Genomic DNA, 17,480 nt, shown 5'->3' on the forward strand with positions numbered 1-17,480 from the left:
CGAAAGATGAGCGAATACCGTATCGACGAGGGCATGGAAGTGACCCTGCACTTCACCCTCAAGCTGGAAGATGGCGCCGTGGTGGACTCCACCAAGGAGAAGGCCCCGGCCACCTTCCAACTGGGCGACGGCAACCTGCCGCCGGGCTTCGAGGCGCCGCTCAAGGGCCTCACCGATGGCGACACGGGTAGCTTCGAGATCGCCCCGGAGCACGCCTTCGGCCAGCACAACCCCCAGAACATCCAGCGCCTCAAGCGCGAGGACTTCGGCGACGAGGCCCTCGAGGTGGGCATGGTGATGTCCTTTTCCGACCCCTCCGGCGGCGAACTGCCCGGGGTGATCAGCGCCATCGACGGCGAGCAGATCGACGTGGACTTTAATCACCCCCTGGCCGGGCGTACCCTGACCTTCGAGGTGGAAGTCATCAGCGTCAAACCGGCCACCACCCACTAAGCCCCGGTGGGACCAGCACCACCCCTTGTGGGAGCTCGGCTCCGCCGAGCGATTGGCGCCGGCAGGCGCCCGCTAGAATCGATTTACGGGTACCGCCTACAGCGGATCACCCCAACGGATGCCCCAGGCATCGAGGTCTACCCAGCATGCAAATCAAACTGGCCAACCCCCGCGGCTTCTGCGCCGGCGTCGACCGGGCCATCGAGATCGTCAACCGCGCCCTCGATGTCTTCGGTCCGCCCATCTATGTGCGCCACGAGGTGGTCCATAACCGCTTCGTGGTGGAGACCCTGCGCGAGCGCGGCGCCGTCTTCGTCGAGGAGCTCTTTGAAGTGCCCGATGACGTCATCGTGATCTTCTCCGCCCATGGCGTCTCCCGCGCCGTGCAGGAGGAGGCCGAGCGTCGCGGCCTCAAGGTCTTCGACGCCACTTGCCCGCTGGTGACCAAGGTGCATATGGAAGTGCTGCGCTACGCCAAGCGCGGCCAGGAGTGCATCCTGATCGGCCACGCCGGTCACCCCGAGGTGGAAGGCACCATGGGCCGCTACGACACTACCCATGGCGGTAAGATCTACTTGGTGGAAGACGAGGAAGACGTGGCCAAGCTCGAGGTCGAGGATCCCGGCCAGCTCGCCTTCGTCACCCAGACCACCCTCTCCATGGACGACACCGCCAAGGTCATCGACGCCCTGCGCACCAAGTTCCCCGAGATCCAGGGGCCGCGCAAGGACGATATCTGCTATGCCACCCAGAACCGTCAGGACGCCGTGCGCGAGCTCGCCGACGGCTGTGACCTGGTGCTGGTGGTGGGTAGCCCCAACAGCTCCAACTCCAACCGCCTGCGCGAGCTGGCCGAGCGGGTCGGCACTCCCGCCCATCTGCTGGATGATGCCAGCCAGATCCAGGAGAACTGGCTCGAGGGCGTGCATCATATCGGCATCACCGCCGGTGCCAGCGCCCCCGAGGTGCTGGTCAGGGGCGTGATCGAGCGGCTGCAGAGCCTGGGCGCCACGGTCCCGGAGGAACTCGCCGGCCGTGAGGAGAATATCACCTTCTCCATGCCCAAGGAGCTGCGTGAGCGGGTGATTGCCAGTGAGTGATCGCTCACCATAAAGCCCTTGTTAAAGCAGGGCTTATGTACCAGAGAACCGGGCGAAAGCCCGGTTTTTTGTTGGTGCGAAGCGCCTCCCACGACTATGCTGATACACAATGAAACATTAGTAATGATTAGCCGGAGGCACCGCCGTGCGCGCAGGGGAGAAAGCGACCACAAGGCCTGGGGGCAGACGCCGTCAGGCCGGTTTCACGTTAATCGAGGTGATGATCGCCGTCGCGGTGGTGGCCATCCTCGCCGCCATCGCCTATCCCAGCTATATCCGCTATGTCACCGAGTCACGGCGCACCGAGGCCAAGGCGATCCTGATGGAGACCGCCGGGCGGCTGGAGCGCTGCTATACGGTCAGTAGTGACTATACCGGCTGCGTCACCTTCCCCGTCGACTCGGAAAATGAGGTTTATGAGGTTTCGGCAACAACGCTTACTGCCTCTACCTATACCTTATCGGCAGTACCTCAAGGGGCTCAGGCCACCCGAGATACCGAGTGCGGCACCTTTACCCTAACCCAAACCGGTGCCAGGGGGGCAGGTGACAGTGATTGCTGGTAATAATAGAAAAGGCCGCTATGGCTTTACGCTGATAGAGCTGCTGGTCACCATCGCAGTGGTGGCAATACTGGCGACGCTGGCGGCGCCTGGATTCCAGAACCTGATGGCGACCAACCGCCAGGCCAGTGACTATAATGAGATATTGGCAGCCCTAAACTACGCCAGAAGCGAAGCCGTCAAGCGTCGGCAGGAAGTGACTTTTCAAATATCCGACAATTCCGGCGTGTGGGGCATCGAGGTTTATTATAATGATGGCACCTCAGATGTCACCTTGCTGGAGAGGGAAGCCAGGGATGCCCGGCTTTCGGTATCGAATAATACAATCTCCTTTAATACCTTGGGGCGCCGAGAGAGTTGCACTCTGAGTGATGGTGTTTGCTCCGTTACCATCGGCGATAGCACCGTCGTGGTGAGTCTCGCCGGAAGTATCGATAAGGGGGCTTGAGATGAGGAACTATAAGTCTTACAAGCATCCTCAAAGCGGCTTTACCCTATTGGAGGCATTGATCGCCGTTCTTGTGCTCTCCTTTGGCCTGCTTGGTGTGGCCGCCATGCAACTCAAGGCCATGCAGAGCTCTCATCTCTCCTACCATCGCTCTATCGCCACCCTGGCAGCGCAGGATGCAGCTGAGTTGCTTTGGTATGAACTTGATGCTACGGCGGTGGGAAGCTGTCCAGATGCTACTTCTGTAGAGTCTGACTGGGAAACGAATTGGAGTTCTCAAGGGCTACTGCCGGGGTTTTCTATCTCATCATCTGTCACTGATATTACAGTATACACTTCGGGTTCTCCCGATGATGGCTGCGACTATGAAATCAGAGTGGCATGGCAGGAAGAGCGCTTTGCTGGAGAAAGTGTCTCTGAGTTGGTTTATGTGGTGAAGCTGCCGGTAAAACAAGGGTGAGGAGCCGATAATATGAGAAATAATTTCGAAGGAGGCTTCTCGTTGATCGAGCTTATGGTGGCCCTGGTGATAGGGCTCCTGGTGGTGTTTGGTGCCTCATCTATCTTTGTGGCTATGAAAGGGTCTTTCAATCGACTCGGCGCCATGTCGGAAAGGCAGGAGGCTGTTAGGTTCTTGTCTGACTCTATCTTGATGGATATTAGGGTGTCTGATGGGATCTTGTTGAACTATCCTGAGTTTGTGATTGGGATTCCAAAGAGGACGCACGGTAGTTTGTATTGCAGTACCGACCAAGATTATGATGTTTATTATCGGGTTTCTGGCGGGGAGGTAGAGGTTGCCAAAGATTGCAACAATGATGGAGATGTTGTTGATGATGGTGGTTATCAGCCATTGATCTCCGGGGTTGTGGATTTCAGCATTCAAGATGTTGGAGTTAATAGGCTTTATCAAGTCTCTTTGACTCTGCCTCCCTTGGATGGAGTTTCTGGGGGAGGCGATGTGTCTTATGAGTTCCATGCGGCAAGAAGAACCCCTCTTGTAAGTCCATAGGGATCTAACGTTTTCTAACGTAAGATTTTAGGAGGGACGATCATGAAGAGTAAAGAGCGAGGGGCGGCGCTAATAGTCAGCCTTGTCCTGCTTGTGATAGGTATTATGCTGGCATTGTCAGGAACGCAGTCTGCTCGCCTGGAAGAGTCCATGTCGGGTAATCATCGCGCCTTTAGCCTGGCCCTGATGGCTGCGGATACAGGAGCCTCGGCTTGGTTGGCGAATCCTGCTGATCCTGCTGACCCTAGTTATAATATGAAAGAATGTTCCGATGGTTGGTCTGATCAAGTTGCCTCGGGTGATGCCGATCCCGATGGGCGAACGGCTGCCAGCGTAGGCTATGAAGTTGTGATGTGCCATATGACTGGGACGGCTTATCGAGTCAAGAGTCGCGGTGAGGTGTACTCTAATGGAGAAGTCGTTTCATATCGGGATGTTGTCCTTGAGGCTTTTCTTCTTGGGCCTGGTTTTTTGAATTTTTCTCCTATCAATGTAGCGTCCTCACTTTGTAGTGACGACTGCATCAGGGCGGCTGACTCGAATCTTGAGGTGGAGGGAGAGTTTTCTGAAGGGGATCTTAGGCCGGCGATTTCTGCAGGTAGCAAGAAAAATGCCAGAATGGTCCTCGATGATATTTTGGCAACAAACAATGATCCGGAGAATGCATATTTTATCACCGAGGGCTGTGAGGATATAAGTGACGACTGCAATAATAATGGAGTCGTAGAAGAAGAGCTTGGCGAGGATATGGTGCGCTATGAGTGCAATCCTGATTCAAATGGGAAAAACAAGCTTTGTAACTATAATGGAGGAGTAACCAGCGAACTGGGTAGCGCTATCCTGGAGGATCCCAACCTCTTTGCGCAATTTATGGAGTATGCTGCTTCGAAGCATAGCAGGGATGAAGAGAAAGCGGGTGGGGCATTGCCAGGCTCGACGACCACAGGGGTGACATATGTCAGCGATATGGCCGGCGCCGATGGCATGAATAACCAGGTCGTCTTTGTTAGTGCGGATACCTTGCCTGACACCGGGACGCGGCACTCCTTCGATGGTGGAGGTAGTTTCTCAGGAAGTGGGGTGCTGATCATTGATGGCAATGTAGAGTTTAGTGGTGTGCCATCTTTTGACGGTATAATTTTTGCTCTCGGTGACTATATCGTCAGCGGTAGTGGTGGCGGAACCTTCAATGGCGCCGTTGTCTCTTATGGCTATGGCTGTGGGAGTAACGATCCATCCGGTTGTGGTAAAGAGGAGGTCAGTGTCTCGATAGGGGGCGGGGGCAGTGGTTCATATCTTTATGATGCCGACGCGCTTGCCAATGCTTTCGATCTGCTGTCTCCTGAGGCACAGGAGCTGATGAATACGGCGGATGGTACGGGGACGGGTGATCCTGTCTTCGTGGCGCAGAAGTGGGGTGAGCAGATTCACTAATTCACTCCTTTAGGAGGAAAGCTCTACATATTAAAAGCTCGCCCTGCCAATCGGCAGGGCGAGCTTTCTTGAGCGGTTGCCAGCTGTGGCTTAGCGCTCGATGGCCAGCGCCACGCCCTGGCCGCCGCCGATACACAGGGTCGCCAGGCCCTTCTTGGCATCCCGGGCGATCATCTCATGCAGCAGGGTCACCAGCACCCGGCAGCCGGAGGCGCCGATGGGGTGGCCGAGGGCGATGGCGCCGCCGTTGACGTTGACCTTGCTGGTATCCCAGCCCAGCTCCTTGTTGACGGAGAGGGCCTGGGCGGCGAAGGCCTCGTTGGCCTCGACCAGGTCCAGGTCGTCCAGGCTCCAGCCGGCCTTCTCCAGGCAGCGGCGGGTGGCCGGGGCCGGGCCGATGCCCATGATGGCCGGGTCGACGCCGGCATTGGCGTAGCCGGCGATGCGTGCCAGCGGGGTCAGGCCCAGCGCCTTGGCCTTCTCGGCGGAGCAGAGCATCACCACGGCGGCGCCGTCGTTGAGGGAGGAGGCGTTACCGGCGGTGATGGTGCCGTCCTTCTTGAAGGCGGGACGCATGCCGCCCAGCTTGTCGGCGGTGGTCGCGCGGGGGTTCTCATCGGTGTCGAAGACCAGCGGATCGCCCTTGCGCTGGGGAATCTCCACCGGGACGATCTGGCCCTGGAACTTGCCTGCCTTGATGGCGTCGGTGGCCTTCTGCTGGGAGGCGGCGGCGAACTCGTCCATCGCCTCGCGGGTGATGCCGTACTTCTCCGCCAGGTTCTCGGCGGTGATCCCCATATGATAGTTGTTGAAGGCGTCCCACAGGCCGTCGTTGACCATGGTGTCGATGGCCTTCCAGTCGCCCATGCGCTGGCCGTTACGGGAGTTGGGCAACACATGGGGAGAGGCCGACATGTTTTCCTGGCCGCCGGCGAGGATCAGCTCGGCATCGCCGCAGCGAATCGCCTGGGTGGCCAGGTGCAGGGCCTTGAGGCCGGAGCCGCACACCTTGTTGATGGTCATGGCGGGGACGGCGTCGGGGAGGCCACCCTTGATGGCGGCCTGACGGGCGGGGTTCTGGCCGACGCCTGCGGTCAATACCTGACCGAGCAGGACTTCATCGACCTGCTCCGGGGCCACGCCGGTCTCGGCGAGGATATCCTTGATAACGAGGGCGCCCAGGTCGCTGGCGGGAATGCCGGCGAGGGAGCCGCCGAAGCTGCCGATGGCGGTGCGCTTTGCTGCAACAATGACCACATCTTGCATGGGAATCTCCTGGCTGAGTCTCGAGCGGTGACTCGTTCAGCATAAGGGAGATTTGTGCGCTGCGGCAATGGACAATTCCATGAAAACGGCCCGTCGTCCGAAAGGGCGGCGGGCCGGGGTATCACAGCAGGCCTGGGGCCTTAGGCGAGCTGGACGGGGATGGCGTTGCTGGTGTGGCTGACCGTGTTGCCTTCCTGGAGGTAGACCAGGGCGGGCTGGTGGCTGTCCAGCTCGGCCTCGCTGTAGTGGGCGTAGCTACAGATGATCACCCGATCCTCGACGCCGGCCAGGTGGGCGGCGGCGCCGTTCACGGAGATGATCCTGGAGCCTTCCTCGGCGCGGATGGCGTAGGTGGTGAAGCGCTGGCCGTTCTCCACGTTGTAGATCTGGATCTGCTCGTTTTCGCGGATGCCGGCCATGTCCAGCAGCTCGCCGTCGATGGCGCAGGAGCCTTCGTAGTTGAGCACGGCGTGGGTAACGCGGGCCATATGCAGCTTGGCCTTGAGCATGATGGTATGCATCGGGCTTCTCTTCCTTCCTGCGCTTAGCGGGGCAGGTTGACGGTCAGGTTATCGATCAGGCGTGCCGGGCCCAGTCGGGCGGCGGCGAGGATCACGGCGTGGCGCGTGGACTCGGTCAGCGGTCCCAGGTCCTGGGCGCGCAGTTCGAGATAATCGGGGCTGAAGCCGCGCTTGGCAAGGGTGGCCTCGGCCTCGGCCAGGCTCTGGCCGGGGTCGCCGCCGGCCTCCAGGGCGTCGCGCAGCTCGCAGAGGGTGCGATAGAGCCCCGGCGCCTGGGCGCGCTCCGCCTCGCTCAGGTAGCCGTTGCGGGAGGAGAGGGCCAGGCCGTCCGCGGCGCGCACGATGGGCACGCCGATAATCTCGATGGGCAGGTGCAGGTCCGTCACCAGGCGGCGAATCACCGCCAGCTGCTGGTAGTCCTTCTCGCCGAAGCAGGCCAGTTGGGGCTGCACCAGGTTGAAGAGCATGGTGACGATGGTGGCCACGCCGTCGAAGTGGCCGGGGCGGCTGCCGCCGCACAGGCCCTCGCTGACCTCGGGGACCCTGACCCGGGTCTGGGCCTCCAGGCCGCGGGGGTAGATCTCGGCGGTCTGGGGGGTGAACAGCAGGTCGCAGCCGGCGTCGGCCAGCCTGGCCTGGTCTTCCGCCAGGGTGCGCGGGTAGGCGTCCAGGTCCTCGCCGGCCCCGAACTGCATGGGGTTGACGAAGATGGTGGCCACCACCAGGTCGGCGTGGCGTTTCGCCTTGGCGACCAGGGCCAGGTGGCCCTCGTGGAGGTTGCCCATGGTGGGCACCAGGCCGATACGCTGGCCGGCCCGGCGGGGCCCGGCCAGGGCCTCGCGCAGGGCGGCGATGCTCTCCAGGGTGTGCATCAGAAACAGTGCTCCTCGGCGGGGAAGCGCCGTGCCTTGACCGCCTCGTGGTAGTCGCGGAAGGCGCCCTGAATGTTGCCCGCCTCCTGCATGAAGTCCTTGACGAAGCGCGGAGTGCGCCCGTGGGTGACGCCCAGCACGTCGTGCATCACCAGGATCTGGCCATCCACCTCGGGGCCGGCGCCGATGCCGATCACCGGCACGTCCACCGCCTGGGTAACGGCGCGGCCCAGGCTCGCGGGCACGCACTCCAGCAGGATCACCGAGGCGCCGGCCTCCACCAGGGTGCGGGCGTCGGCGATGATCTGCTCGGCGCGTTCGGCGTCGCGACCCTGCACCTTGTAGCCGCCCATCTGATAGACGGTCTGGGGCGTCAGGCCCAGGTGGGCGCAGACCGGTACGCCGCGGCGGGTCAGCTCGCGGATGCCCTCGGCCATCCAGGCCTCGCCCTCCACCTTGACCAGCTCGGCGCCGGCGCGCATCAGCTCGCCGGCATCCTGCAGCAGCCGCTCCAGGCTGGAGTTGCTCATAAACGGCAGGTCCACCATCAGCAGGCTGCTGCCCTTGCCCTGGGCCGCACAGCGGGTGTGGTAGCAGATCTCCTCGAGGGTGACCGGCAGGGTGCTGCTATGCCCCTGCAGCACCATCCCCAGGGAGTCGCCCACCAGCAGCACCTCGATGCCGGCCTCGCTGGCCGCCCGGGCGAAGGAGGCGTCATAGGCGGTCAGGCAGCTGAACGCCTCGCCGGAGCGCTTGAAGGCCTGCAGCGTGCTCAGGGTGACGGTTTTCATAAGGAGGTTCTCATGATTGGCGTTGAAACGGTCGTTCACTACCGGTTTCGAGTGGGCGACGTTACCCGACCCGGGGGTAGGCGGCAAGATGTTACCGACGAAGGTCCAATAAGTGTCGAATGGTAACACTCAGCCGAACGACTTTACCCCTAGGGTAACAAGGGTCGCAAGTCGTCACCGCGTCTGGCCTCGGCCAGGGGGGCGATGCGCCGACCGTCGGGGAGGCACAGCGCCGGAGCCAGCTCGGCCAGGGGGACCAGCACGAAGCCACGGTGAATCATCTCCGGATGCGGCACCCGCAGTCGCGGCGACTCGATTACGGCATCATCATAGAGCAGCAGGTCGAGGTCCAGGGTGCGTGGCCCCCAGTGGCGCAACCGGCGGCGCCCGTGGCGCTGCTCCAGGGCCTGGAGCTGGTCGAGCAGGGCCAGGGGGGAGAGCCGGGTGCTCAGCCGGGCCACGGCATTGACGAAGTCGGGCTGATCCTGGGGCCCCACCGGGGCGCTGGCATAGAGTCGCGAGGCGCCCGCCAGGTGGGTCAGCGGCAGGCGATCCAGGGCCTCCAGCGCCTGGATGACCTGCTCGCGAGGGTGCTGCTGATTGCTGCCCAGGCCGATATAGGCCTGGTGGTCAGCCCCCTTAGCCATTCTGGTCGCCACCGGCACCGCCGGAGCGACGCCGGCGCTTGCGGGGCCGGCGCTTGCGCGGGCGGGGCTCGTCACCCTGGCTGACGGCCTTGCCCAGCAGGCGCTGCTGGTCATGCTCGTCGCCCTCCTGGAAGGCGGTCCACCAGTCGCCCAGGCCGGGCGGGATCTCGCCGGCCTCTTCGCGCAGCAGCAGGAAGTCGTAGGCGGCCCGGAAGCGCGGGTGCTCGCGGGTCTGGATGGCGCGGCGGCCACGGCGCTGGGGCAGGCGCTGCTGCAGGTCCCAGATCTCGCGCATGGGGAGGCTGAAGCGCTTGGGGATCGAGATATGCTGTAGCTGTCGCGATACCGCCTGCTGGGCGGCGGCCTGCAGCGCTGGTACCGGCGGCATGCCATCCTCCTGCAGGCGCGCCTGGCGCTGCACCACGCCGGGCCACAGCAGGGCGGCGAACAGGAAGGCCGGGGTGACCGGGCGATCCTGCTGGATGCGCGCATCGGTATTGGCCAGGGCGCGCTCGATCAGTGCCTCCGCCCAGGGCAGCTCGGCCAGGGCCTCGTCGGCCTCCGGGAAGAGCATGGCGAAGAGGTCGTAGTCGCGCAGCAGCCGGAAGGTGGTCAGGGCATGGCCGGCGAGGAACAGCTTGAGCACCTCGTCGAACAGCCGGGCCGGGGGAATCTGCAGCAGCAGCGGCGCCATCTCGCGGATCGGCGCCTCGGTGGCGGCGGCGAAGTCGAAGTCGAGCTTGGCGGCGAAGCGGATGGCGCGCAGCATGCGCACCGGGTCTTCCCGGTAGCGGGTGGCCGGGTCGCCGATCATGCGCAGGGTGCGCGACTCGATATCGCTGACCCCGTCGGCCCAGTCATGGATCGAGAAGTCGGCGATATTGTAGTAGAGGGCATTGACGGTGAAGTCGCGACGCAGGGCGTCCTCTTCCACGTCGCCCCAGACATTGTCGCGCAGCAACAGGCCGTGGTCGCTCTGCTGGGAGAGATGCTCGCCATGATCCTCGTTGGGCTTGCCGCGGAAGGTGGTGACCTCGATCACCTCGCGCCCGAAGCGCACATGGACGATACGGAAACGCCGACCGATGATTCGCGAGTTGCGGAACAGCTCGCGGACCTCTTCGGGGGTGGCGTCGGTGGCCACGTCGAAGTCCTTGGGCTGCCTGCCGAGCAGGGAGTCACGGATGCAGCCACCCACCAGGTAGGCCTCGTAGCCGGCGTTGTGCAGCCGGTAGAGCACCTTGAGGGCGGGTTCGCTGAACAGGCGGCGTGACACCGAATGCTGGTCGCGGGGGATGACGCGAAGCCCAGGAGGCTCGCCGGGGCCATCCTGGCTGCCGAAGAGGTTCTTCAAGCGTTCACCGGGGCGTTGGAGAAAGCGGGTAAATCCTTTGAACATGCAGCGATATCGACTCGCGGAGTCCTAAAACGACAGTGTAGCCGACCGCCGACAGCATGGGAACCGTGGCATGAGGGGGATCGGGGCGTAAAAGCAGAAAGGGGAGGCCATGCGGCCTCCCCTTAAGCGGTCAGATCAGCATCCGTGCTGCTGGTTTTTCTTCGTGATGGCGCATCGCCTTGAATACGCACCACAGTCACCAAGACAAGTTTCAGGCAAGCAGTGTTGTTGTCTTTGTCGATCTTCCTGGTGGCGACCGTCTCGTATTCAAAACAATAATCCAACCACGACGGTAGGCAGTCTACCTTCCCCCGGCCTGTTGTTTTTGGTTGCCGTGGGTGCACTCCCGGGGAGCTTGTTGTTCTTGTTGCTCCCGCTCGGTGCGTCGCGTCCTGATGAACCTCCGGATGTCGGGCCCTGTTGTTCTTGTTGTGGCCACGCCCGGGTGACTGCGCCTTGTTGTTGTTCTTGGCGGGTCGTCACCCCTTGTTTGCCATGCTCGACGATCTTGTTGTTGTTGGCTCGTCGACTGGCGCCTGCCGAAGTGTCACCTCTTGTTCTTGTTGCGCCCCTTGGAGGGCAGTGACCTGGCGGCGTCCGGATCTTGTTCTTCTTGCCCTAGGATATTGCACCGTGCGTGCCACTATTTGAAAAATTCAAAAAAAACAGGAGTTTGTTGGTGTCGCTTCCTGGCATGCCGTCAGCGCGGGGAGGATGTGTTACCCGGATTGGGCCGTAATGGGGCAGTCGGTGTGTGGGAAGGTAACAACTGGTGCAAAAGTTCCCTCCGTGACACGAAAAACGCCCGCCGAGGGAGGGGCGGCGGGCGCTTAGACCATGGTCGGCCTGGCGAAGGCTTATCCGGTGCGGCTCCGGGCGCTCTTCCTGCGCGGGATACCCAGGCGCTGGCGGCGCTCCCACAGGCACTTGCGGCTGATGCCGAGCTTCTGGGCCAGCTCGGTCTCGCTCATCTGGTCCTGGTGTTCGAGGACGAAGTGCTGGAAGTAGTCCTCCAGGGAGAGGTCCTCCTCGTCCAGCTCCTCCTCGCCGGGTTCCCGGGGGTCCGGCGTCGCGGGTGCCGCCGGCTTGGGCTGGCTGCGGGAGAGTGGCGGGGCGGGGTGCAGGCCCAGGTCGTCGGGGTGGATCAGGTGGCCCTCGGCGAGGATCACGCCCCGTTCCAGGGCGTTCTCCAGTTCCCGCACATTGCCGGGCCAGGGGTAGTCGCGAATCTCGCGGCGCGCCGCCCGGGAGAGCTTGAGGCCCTCGCGGCCGTGGCGGCGGCAGGCCTTCTCCAGCAGCACGTCGGCGATCTGCAGGATATCGTCCTCCCGATCGCGGAGCGGTGGCAGGTCGATCTGCATCACGTTGAGGCGGTAGTAGAGGTCGAGGCGGAACTCGCCGCTCTTGGACATGGCGCGCAGGTCGCGGTGGGTGGCGGCGATCAGGCGCACGTCCACATGGCGGGTCTCCACCGAGCCGATCTTGCGGATCTCGCCCTCCTGCAGCACCCGCAAGAGGCGCGCCTGGGCATCCAGGGGCAGCTCGCCGATCTCGTCGAGGAAGAGGGTGCCGCCGTCGGCGGCCTCCACCAGGCCGGTGCGGGCGGCATTGGCACCGGTGAAGGCGCCCTTCTCGTGGCCGAACAACTCCGATTCGATCAGGGTCTCGGGGATGGCCGCACAGTTGACGCAGATCAGCGGGGCCCGGGCGCGCTGGCTCTGGGAGTGGATGGCCCGGGCCACCAGCTCCTTGCCGGTGCCGGATTCGCCCTGGATCAGCACGGTGACATCCGCGGGGGCGGTCTTGCGGATCCGGGTATAGACCACCTGCATGGCCTCGCAGTCACCGATCAGCTCCTGGGGCGGGGCGGCGCCGCTGGTGGCGGCGGGGGGCGCCGCCTCGGCGGCGTGCTGCTCCAGGGCCCGGGCCACGGTCTTGAGCAGGTCGTCATGGTCGAAGGGCTTGGCCACATAGTCCACGGCGCCCTGCTTCAGGGCTTCCACCGCCGAGCGCATGCTGGCGTAGCTGGTCATGATCACCACCGGCGTGGGGGCGGCGCGTTCGATCAGGGCGGTGCCCTGGGTGCCGGGCAGGCGCAGGTCGCTGATCACCAGATCGAAGCGCTGGGGGTCGAGGGCCTCGGCCTCATCCACCGAGCCGGCCTCGCTCACCTGGTAGTCATGGCGCTCCAGCAGGCGGCGCAGGGCACTGCGAATAATGGCTTCGTCTTCAACGATCAGAATCCGGCTCATGGGGATGCTTGCCGTCCTCTCGGTTGGTGGGCAGCCACATCAGGATGCGGGTGCCGCGTTCTCGCTCCGCGGGGGGAGACTCGATATGGATCTGCCCGTGGTGCTCGGCGATGATGCTGTAGACCAGCGGCAGCCCGAGCCCCGTGCCCTCGCCGGGCGCCTTGGTGGTGATAAAGGGCTCGAAGAGGTGGTCGCGAATGCTGGCGTCGATGCCCTGGCCCTCATCGGTAACGGTAACACAGACGCCGTTACCCTCGCGGCTCGCCGCGATTTCCACCTCGCCCCCGTCGGGGCTGGCGTCCCGGGCGTTGTTGAGCAGGTTGATAAAGACCTGCACCAGGCGCTGGGCGTCGCCCTCGAGACGTAACGCCTCGGGGCAGAGGTTTCGATAGGTAACATCCTGACCCGAGCGGGCCAGGTGGATCAAGTGCAGGGCATCCTCCACCACCTCGTGCAGGGACAGCGGCGCGAAGGCCTGGCCCTGGACGTGGCGGCCGCCATGGGCGAAGCCCACCAGGGAGGAGACGATGCGCGAGACCCGATCGGTGAGTTGCTGGATCTGTTCCGCGGTCTCCAGCAACTGGGGGTCGTCGGTGTCGTAGCGCAGGTTCTGGGCCAGCGAGGAGATCCCGGTGATGGGGTTGCCGATCTCGTGGGCGACCCCGGCGGCCAACTGGCCGATGGAGGCCAGGCGGGCGGCGTGGACCAGCTCCTCTTCCAGCCATTTCATCTCGCTGTGATCCTCGACCAGGATCACGGTGCCGCCGCGCACCGCGTCGTCGGCCTGCAGCTCGGCGCGGCGCAGGGAGAGGTAGCGCACGCCGCCGTCCAGGGCCACTTCCTGCTTGTAGAGGTGATCCTGGCATTCATCGAATATGCGCCCCAGCAGCTCGCCCCAGGGCGCCGGCAGGTCGGCGCGCCGCGAGCCCACCACGCTGGTGCCGTCGATGCCGGAGAGCTCGGCCAGGGCGTCGTTCCACATCAGCAGCTCGTCGTCGACGCCGAAGGCGCACAGCCCCACCGGCAGCCGGGTGAGGATGCGCCGATGGTAGCGGCGCAGGCCATCCAGCTCCCGGGCCAGGCCGGTGAGCCGCGAGCGATAGGCCTCCAGGCGGCTCTCCACGAAGTGGATATCGTCGGTGGGTTCCTGGGCACCGCGGCGGTAGGGCAGGTAGCTGTCGACGATATCCTGGGCCACCGAGGGGCCCATCAGGCCGGAGAGGTTGGCCTGCAACCGGTCGCGCAGGCGGCGCAGGGCATAGGGGCGCCCCTCCTGGGGAGACATGCGCAGCGCCTCCAGGGCTCGCTCCACCTCGCGGCGGGCCACCTCCTCGCCGAGCACCGGCACCAGGCGCTGGATGAACTCCTCGCCGTTGCGGGCATCCAGGGGCATGCGCTTGGGGCGGATCACCGCGTCCACCGAGCAGGCCTCGGCGGCGGCACGCTCGCCCTCGGAGGTGCGGGTCAGCAGCGAGACCAGGATAAAGGTGAGGATATTGGTGGCCAGGGAGACCAGGGTCACCACGTACCAGTCCGGCTCATTGGCCAGCAGTTCCAGCCCCGGCGGCAGCAGGATGCGCGGTTCCATGCCGGTGAGCAGCGGCAGCCACATGCCCAGTAGCCAGATCGCCACGCCCACGACGAGGCCGCTGACCATGCCCTTGCGGTTGGCGCCGGGCCAGTAGAGCACCGCCAGGATGCCGGGCAGGCACTGGGCCATGCCGACGAAGGCGACGATGCCCAGGGTCATCAGGTCGTGGTGGATGCCGACGATGCGGTAGAAGAGCCAGCCGCCGAAGATCACCGCGGCGATCAGCGCCCGGCGTAGCCAGCGTAGCCAGTGGTAGAGGTCGGGCTGGTGAATCGGCGAGTGGGCCACCAGCACCCAGTGATTGAGCATCATCCCGGAGAGGGCCAGGGCGATCAGGATCAGGGTGCCGCTGGCGGCGGCCAGGCCGGCGATAAACACCAGGCCCTGGATCCATAGCGATTCCGAGAGCCCGTAGGCCAGGTAGGCGGCGCCCAGCGCCGCGCTATCGGCCCCGACGCGCTGGGCGCCCCACAGGATCAGGGGCACTGGCAGGGCCAGCAGCAGCAGGTAGAGGGGCAGGCTCCAGCTGGCCTGCTGCAGGGTGCGCCGGGAGAGGGTCTCGGCGAAGGCCATATGGAAGAGGTGGGGCATCAGGAAGGCGGCGGCGAAGAACAGCAGCAGCAGGGTGCGCCACTGCCCCGGGTCGAGTTGGCTGACCTCGGCCTGCAGGTCGGCACCGGGCCCCGCTAGCCAGGTCTGGACGCTGGCCGGTCCCTCGAAGATCGCGAACAGCGCGAAGGCCCCCAGGGCCAGCATGGCCAGCAGCTTGATCAGGGACTCGAGGGCGATCACCGCCAGCAGGGTGTCGTGGCGGGCATGCAGCCGGGTGTGGCGGGCGCCGAAGAGGATCGCGAAGAGCGCGATCACCGCACTGAAGGCTAGCGCCATCAGGGCCGGGGAGGCGGTGCCGGTGAGCACATGGGTGACATCGCCGAGGGTCTGGATCTGCAGGGCCAGCAGCGGCAGCACCGCCAGCAGGCTGACCAGGGTGATCAGGGTACCCACCCAGCGGGAGCGGAAGCGGAAGGCGAAGAGGTCGGCCAGGGACGACAGCTGATAGGTGCGGGTCAGGCGCTGGATCGGCACCAGCAGCACCGAGGCCAGCAGGAAGGCCCCGGCGGGCCCCAGGTAGTAGGCCAGGTAGCCGTAGCCCGCCTGGCTGGCTAGCTCCAGGCTGCCATAGATGGCCCAGGCGCTGGCATAGACCCCCAGGGCCAGGGTATAGACGGCGGGGTGGCGCACGAGGCGGATCGGCACCCAGCCCCGCTCCACCGCCAGGGCGGCCAGGAACAGCAGCGACAGGTAGCCGGTGCCGAGGACGAAGAGCTGGGCGGCGCTCATGGATGGGCTCCCCGGGGATCAGCTGCGTTCATCCAGTTTCCTCTTCTGCTCCAGCCATAGCGACAGGGCGATCAGGCCGCCCCAGATCAGGAAGGGGCGATACCAGGCACCATCCGGTGAGGCCCAGCCACTCATCAGCAGCGGCGAGAGCAGGTAACCGCCGAATACCAGGAACAGCATCAACCGGTACATGTACATGAGCGGGCTCGCCTCCTCTGGCGCGTTGTCAGGGCTGGTGGCGCTGGGCCTCGGGGCGCAGCCGCGCCACCGACCAGCGGGGAATCGCCTCGGCCAGCTGCACCGCCACCGGCTCGCGGATCAGCCCCGGCGCCGGCGCCTGATCCAGGGCCTCCAGGGCGCGGTGCAGCAGGCGCCGTACCTCGGGGCCCTCCCAGGGCAGCGCCGGCGCCAGGTTCTGCTTGGAGAGCTTCTGACCATCGGCGCCGAGGATCAGCGGCAGGTGCAGGTAGCGGGGCTCGGCGAGGCCCAGGGCCACCTGCAGCTGGCGCTGCCAGGGCGTGTTGTCGAGCAGGTCGTGGCCGCGCACGATTTCGGTGATGCCCTGGGCGGCGTCATCCACCACCACCGCCAGCTGGTAGGCCCAGAGGCCATCCTTGCGCTTGAGTACCACGTCGCCGAGGGCCGCCGGGTCGAAGCGCTGGGTGCCGAAGAGGCGATCCTGCCACTCGATCGGGCGCAGGGCGAGGTCGCTGCGCAGGCGCCAGGCCGCCGGCCTGTCGGGCTCGCGGATGCCATCGCGACACCAGCCGGGGTAGATGGGGTGATCGCGCCACTGCTTGCGGGAGCAACTGCAGGGGTAGGCCAGTCCCTGGTCGATCAGGCGCCCCAGGGCCGCCTGGTAGGCGTCGTGGTAGTCGCTCTGATAGCTGACCGGGCCATCCCAGTGCAGGCCGAAGGCCTCCAGCTGGCGCAGGATGGTGTCGCTGGCGCCGGCGGGGCAGCGCGGCGGGTCGATATCCTCGATACGCAACAGCCAGGCGCCGCCGGCCTGGCGGGCGTCCAGGTAGCTGCCCAGGGCGGCCACCAGGGAACCGAAATGCAGGGGGCCCGAGGGCGTCGGGGCGAAGCGGCCTCGATAGGGGGGCATGGCGGACTCCGTCGGCGGAAAGGCAAACGGGCACCCGAGGGTGCCCGTCACGCTAGCGTCGCCTGGCGCTTAGCCGCCGAGCTGCTTCTCCTTGAGCTCGGCCAGGGTCTTGCAGTCCACGCAGAGGGTGGCGGTGGGACGCGCCTCGAGACGGCGAATGCCGATCTCGACGCCGCAGGCCTCGCAGAAGCCGTAGTCGTCCTCGTCGATCTTCTCGATGGTCTCGTTGATCTTCTTGAGCAGCTTGCGCTCCCGGTCGCGGGTCCGCAGCTCGAGGCTGAAGCCCTCTTCCTGGGTGGCACGATCCGCCGGGTCCGCATAATTGTTGGCGTCTTCCTGCAGATGACGCACGGTGCGGTCCACTTCCTCCATGAGCTCCTGTTTCCAGTCGAGCAGGATCTGTCGGAAGTGCTCCAGCTGCTTCTCGTTCATGTACTCTTCACCCGGCGCCGCTTCGTACGGGGTGAATTTCTTTGGCGCTTCCGTCTTTTGTGCTGCTACTGGCATGGGGGCTGCCTCATTGCTCGAGTGACTGGGGCCGATGCCCGGTCGGGCAGGCGCACTGATGCCGGCCCAAAGCCTTGCTTATTTAGCGAAAAAACTCGCGCATTGCAACTGTCACATGATCCGGAGGTGCCGGCTGATGCCGCAGCCGGTTACAATCCCATTGGACCGTGGCCCCC

At 64.6% G+C, this 17,480-nt stretch carries 18 protein-coding genes; 7 read left to right on the forward strand and 11 right to left on the reverse strand.

Translation table 11 applies throughout. The features are described from left to right. Window positions 1-6 precede the first annotated feature (6 nt). The 7 genes from fkpB (at window position 7) to ACZ5EF_RS00860 (ending at window position 5,009) form a co-directional block, all read left to right on the forward strand. Window positions 7-453, forward strand: coding sequence for an FKBP-type peptidyl-prolyl cis-trans isomerase (gene fkpB / locus ACZ5EF_RS00830; RefSeq protein ID WP_251308995.1), 447 nt, complete (start codon window positions 7-9; stop codon window positions 451-453). Window positions 454-599: 146 nt separating this feature from the next. Further along, window positions 600-1,553: a 4-hydroxy-3-methylbut-2-enyl diphosphate reductase gene (gene ispH, locus ACZ5EF_RS00835; RefSeq protein ID WP_346062980.1), complete on the forward strand. Its 954-nt coding sequence runs from the start codon at window positions 600-602 to the stop codon at window positions 1,551-1,553. Window positions 1,554-1,773: 220 nt separating this feature from the next. Further along, on the forward strand, window positions 1,774-2,118 hold the full coding sequence (locus ACZ5EF_RS00840; protein ID WP_379730124.1) for a type IV pilin protein: 345 nt from the start codon (window positions 1,774-1,776) through the stop codon (window positions 2,116-2,118). Further along, window positions 2,099-2,563 carry a GspH/FimT family pseudopilin gene (locus tag ACZ5EF_RS00845; RefSeq protein WP_346062982.1) on the forward strand — a complete coding sequence of 155 codons (465 nt, stop codon included), beginning with the start codon at window positions 2,099-2,101 and terminating at the stop codon, window positions 2,561-2,563. The genes ACZ5EF_RS00840 and ACZ5EF_RS00845 overlap by 20 nt, the downstream gene beginning before the upstream one ends. 1 nt (window position 2,564) lies before the next feature. Continuing rightward, on the forward strand, window positions 2,565-3,023 hold the full coding sequence (gene pilV / locus ACZ5EF_RS00850; RefSeq protein ID WP_346062983.1) for a type IV pilus modification protein PilV: 459 nt from the start codon (window positions 2,565-2,567) through the stop codon (window positions 3,021-3,023). Window positions 3,024-3,035: 12 nt separating this feature from the next. Beyond that, window positions 3,036-3,575: a PilW family protein gene (locus ACZ5EF_RS00855; RefSeq protein ID WP_346062984.1), complete on the forward strand. Its 540-nt coding sequence runs from the start codon at window positions 3,036-3,038 to the stop codon at window positions 3,573-3,575. A gap of 42 nt (window positions 3,576-3,617) precedes the next feature. Continuing rightward, window positions 3,618-5,009 carry a pilus assembly PilX family protein gene (locus ACZ5EF_RS00860; protein ID WP_346062985.1) on the forward strand — a complete coding sequence of 464 codons (1,392 nt, stop codon included), beginning with the start codon at window positions 3,618-3,620 and terminating at the stop codon, window positions 5,007-5,009. A gap of 90 nt (window positions 5,010-5,099) precedes the next feature. Here ACZ5EF_RS00860 and ACZ5EF_RS00865 read toward each other — a convergent pair whose 3' ends face one another. The 11 genes from ACZ5EF_RS00865 to dksA all read right to left on the reverse strand — a co-directional run bounded on the left by ACZ5EF_RS00865 (window position 5,100) and on the right by dksA (window position 17,304). After that, window positions 5,100-6,275, reverse strand: coding sequence for an acetyl-CoA C-acetyltransferase (locus ACZ5EF_RS00865; RefSeq protein ID WP_346062986.1), 1,176 nt, complete (start codon window positions 6,273-6,275; stop codon window positions 5,100-5,102). Window positions 6,276-6,415: 140 nt separating this feature from the next. Continuing rightward, window positions 6,416-6,796, reverse strand: coding sequence for an aspartate 1-decarboxylase (gene panD, locus ACZ5EF_RS00870; RefSeq protein WP_346062987.1), 381 nt, complete (start codon window positions 6,794-6,796; stop codon window positions 6,416-6,418). A 23-nt stretch (window positions 6,797-6,819) separates the two neighbouring features. Next, window positions 6,820-7,668: a pantoate--beta-alanine ligase gene (gene panC / locus ACZ5EF_RS00875; protein WP_346062988.1), complete on the reverse strand. Its 849-nt coding sequence runs from the start codon at window positions 7,666-7,668 to the stop codon at window positions 6,820-6,822. Next, window positions 7,668-8,459, reverse strand: coding sequence for a 3-methyl-2-oxobutanoate hydroxymethyltransferase (panB, locus tag ACZ5EF_RS00880; protein WP_346062989.1), 792 nt, complete (start codon window positions 8,457-8,459; stop codon window positions 7,668-7,670). Before panB ends, panC begins: the two co-directional genes overlap by 1 nt. A gap of 149 nt (window positions 8,460-8,608) precedes the next feature. Further along, complete coding sequence (folK, locus tag ACZ5EF_RS00885; protein WP_346062990.1) at window positions 8,609-9,106, reverse strand: 2-amino-4-hydroxy-6-hydroxymethyldihydropteridine diphosphokinase; 498 nt, start codon at window positions 9,104-9,106, stop codon at window positions 8,609-8,611. Then, a complete protein-coding gene (pcnB, locus tag ACZ5EF_RS00890) occupies window positions 9,099-10,505 on the reverse strand; it encodes a polynucleotide adenylyltransferase PcnB (protein WP_346062991.1) in 1,407 nt (468 codons plus the stop codon). Before pcnB ends, folK begins: the two co-directional genes overlap by 8 nt. Before the next feature lie 857 nt (window positions 10,506-11,362). Beyond that, window positions 11,363-12,757, reverse strand: coding sequence for a sigma-54-dependent transcriptional regulator (locus ACZ5EF_RS00895; protein WP_346062992.1), 1,395 nt, complete (start codon window positions 12,755-12,757; stop codon window positions 11,363-11,365). Beyond that, window positions 12,735-15,689, reverse strand: a complete 2,955-nt coding sequence (locus ACZ5EF_RS00900) for an ATP-binding protein (protein ID WP_346062993.1) — start codon at window positions 15,687-15,689, stop codon at window positions 12,735-12,737. The genes ACZ5EF_RS00895 and ACZ5EF_RS00900 overlap by 23 nt, the downstream gene beginning before the upstream one ends. 18 nt (window positions 15,690-15,707) lie before the next feature. Beyond that, window positions 15,708-15,887 (reverse strand): hypothetical protein, encoded by a 180-nt coding sequence (locus ACZ5EF_RS00905; RefSeq protein ID WP_346062994.1) that lies wholly within the window; start codon window positions 15,885-15,887, stop codon window positions 15,708-15,710. A gap of 28 nt (window positions 15,888-15,915) precedes the next feature. After that, window positions 15,916-16,797 (reverse strand): tRNA glutamyl-Q(34) synthetase GluQRS, encoded by an 882-nt coding sequence (gluQRS, locus tag ACZ5EF_RS00910; protein WP_346062995.1) that lies wholly within the window; start codon window positions 16,795-16,797, stop codon window positions 15,916-15,918. 69 nt (window positions 16,798-16,866) lie between these two features. After that, entirely contained in the window at window positions 16,867-17,304 is a 438-nt protein-coding gene (gene dksA / locus ACZ5EF_RS00915) for an RNA polymerase-binding protein DksA (protein WP_146803444.1), read from the reverse strand. Window positions 17,305-17,480 lie beyond the last annotated feature (176 nt).

Source organism: Bisbaumannia salifodinae (assembly GCF_055388505.1).

Bases quoted from the DNA above. Each gene is read 5' to 3' on its own strand.
- fkpB (WP_251308995.1), top strand. From the start codon at position 7: ATGAGCGAATACCGTATCGACGAGGGCATGGAAGTGACCCTGCACTTC.
- ispH (WP_346062980.1), top strand. From the start codon at position 600: ATGCAAATCAAACTGGCCAACCCCCGCGGCTTCTGCGCCGGCGTCGAC.
- ACZ5EF_RS00840 (WP_379730124.1), top strand. From the start codon at position 1,774: ATGATCGCCGTCGCGGTGGTGGCCATCCTCGCCGCCATCGCCTATCCC.
- pilV (WP_346062983.1), top strand. From the start codon at position 2,565: ATGAGGAACTATAAGTCTTACAAGCATCCTCAAAGCGGCTTTACCCTA.
- ACZ5EF_RS00855 (WP_346062984.1), top strand. From the start codon at position 3,036: ATGAGAAATAATTTCGAAGGAGGCTTCTCGTTGATCGAGCTTATGGTG.
- ACZ5EF_RS00860 (WP_346062985.1), top strand. From the start codon at position 3,618: ATGAAGAGTAAAGAGCGAGGGGCGGCGCTAATAGTCAGCCTTGTCCTG.
- ACZ5EF_RS00865 (WP_346062986.1), bottom strand. From the start codon at position 6,275: ATGCAAGATGTGGTCATTGTTGCAGCAAAGCGCACCGCCATCGGCAGC.
- panD (WP_346062987.1), bottom strand. From the start codon at position 6,796: ATGCATACCATCATGCTCAAGGCCAAGCTGCATATGGCCCGCGTTACC.
- panC (WP_346062988.1), bottom strand. From the start codon at position 7,668: ATGCACACCCTGGAGAGCATCGCCGCCCTGCGCGAGGCCCTGGCCGGG.
- panB (WP_346062989.1), bottom strand. From the start codon at position 8,459: ATGAAAACCGTCACCCTGAGCACGCTGCAGGCCTTCAAGCGCTCCGGC.
- folK (WP_346062990.1), bottom strand. From the start codon at position 9,106: ATGGCTAAGGGGGCTGACCACCAGGCCTATATCGGCCTGGGCAGCAAT.
- pcnB (WP_346062991.1), bottom strand. From the start codon at position 10,505: ATGTTCAAAGGATTTACCCGCTTTCTCCAACGCCCCGGTGAACGCTTG.
- ACZ5EF_RS00895 (WP_346062992.1), bottom strand. From the start codon at position 12,757: ATGAGCCGGATTCTGATCGTTGAAGACGAAGCCATTATTCGCAGTGCC.
- ACZ5EF_RS00900 (WP_346062993.1), bottom strand. From the start codon at position 15,689: ATGAGCGCCGCCCAGCTCTTCGTCCTCGGCACCGGCTACCTGTCGCTG.
- ACZ5EF_RS00905 (WP_346062994.1), bottom strand. From the start codon at position 15,887: ATGTACATGTACCGGTTGATGCTGTTCCTGGTATTCGGCGGTTACCTG.
- gluQRS (WP_346062995.1), bottom strand. From the start codon at position 16,797: ATGCCCCCCTATCGAGGCCGCTTCGCCCCGACGCCCTCGGGCCCCCTG.
- dksA (WP_146803444.1), bottom strand. From the start codon at position 17,304: ATGCCAGTAGCAGCACAAAAGACGGAAGCGCCAAAGAAATTCACCCCG.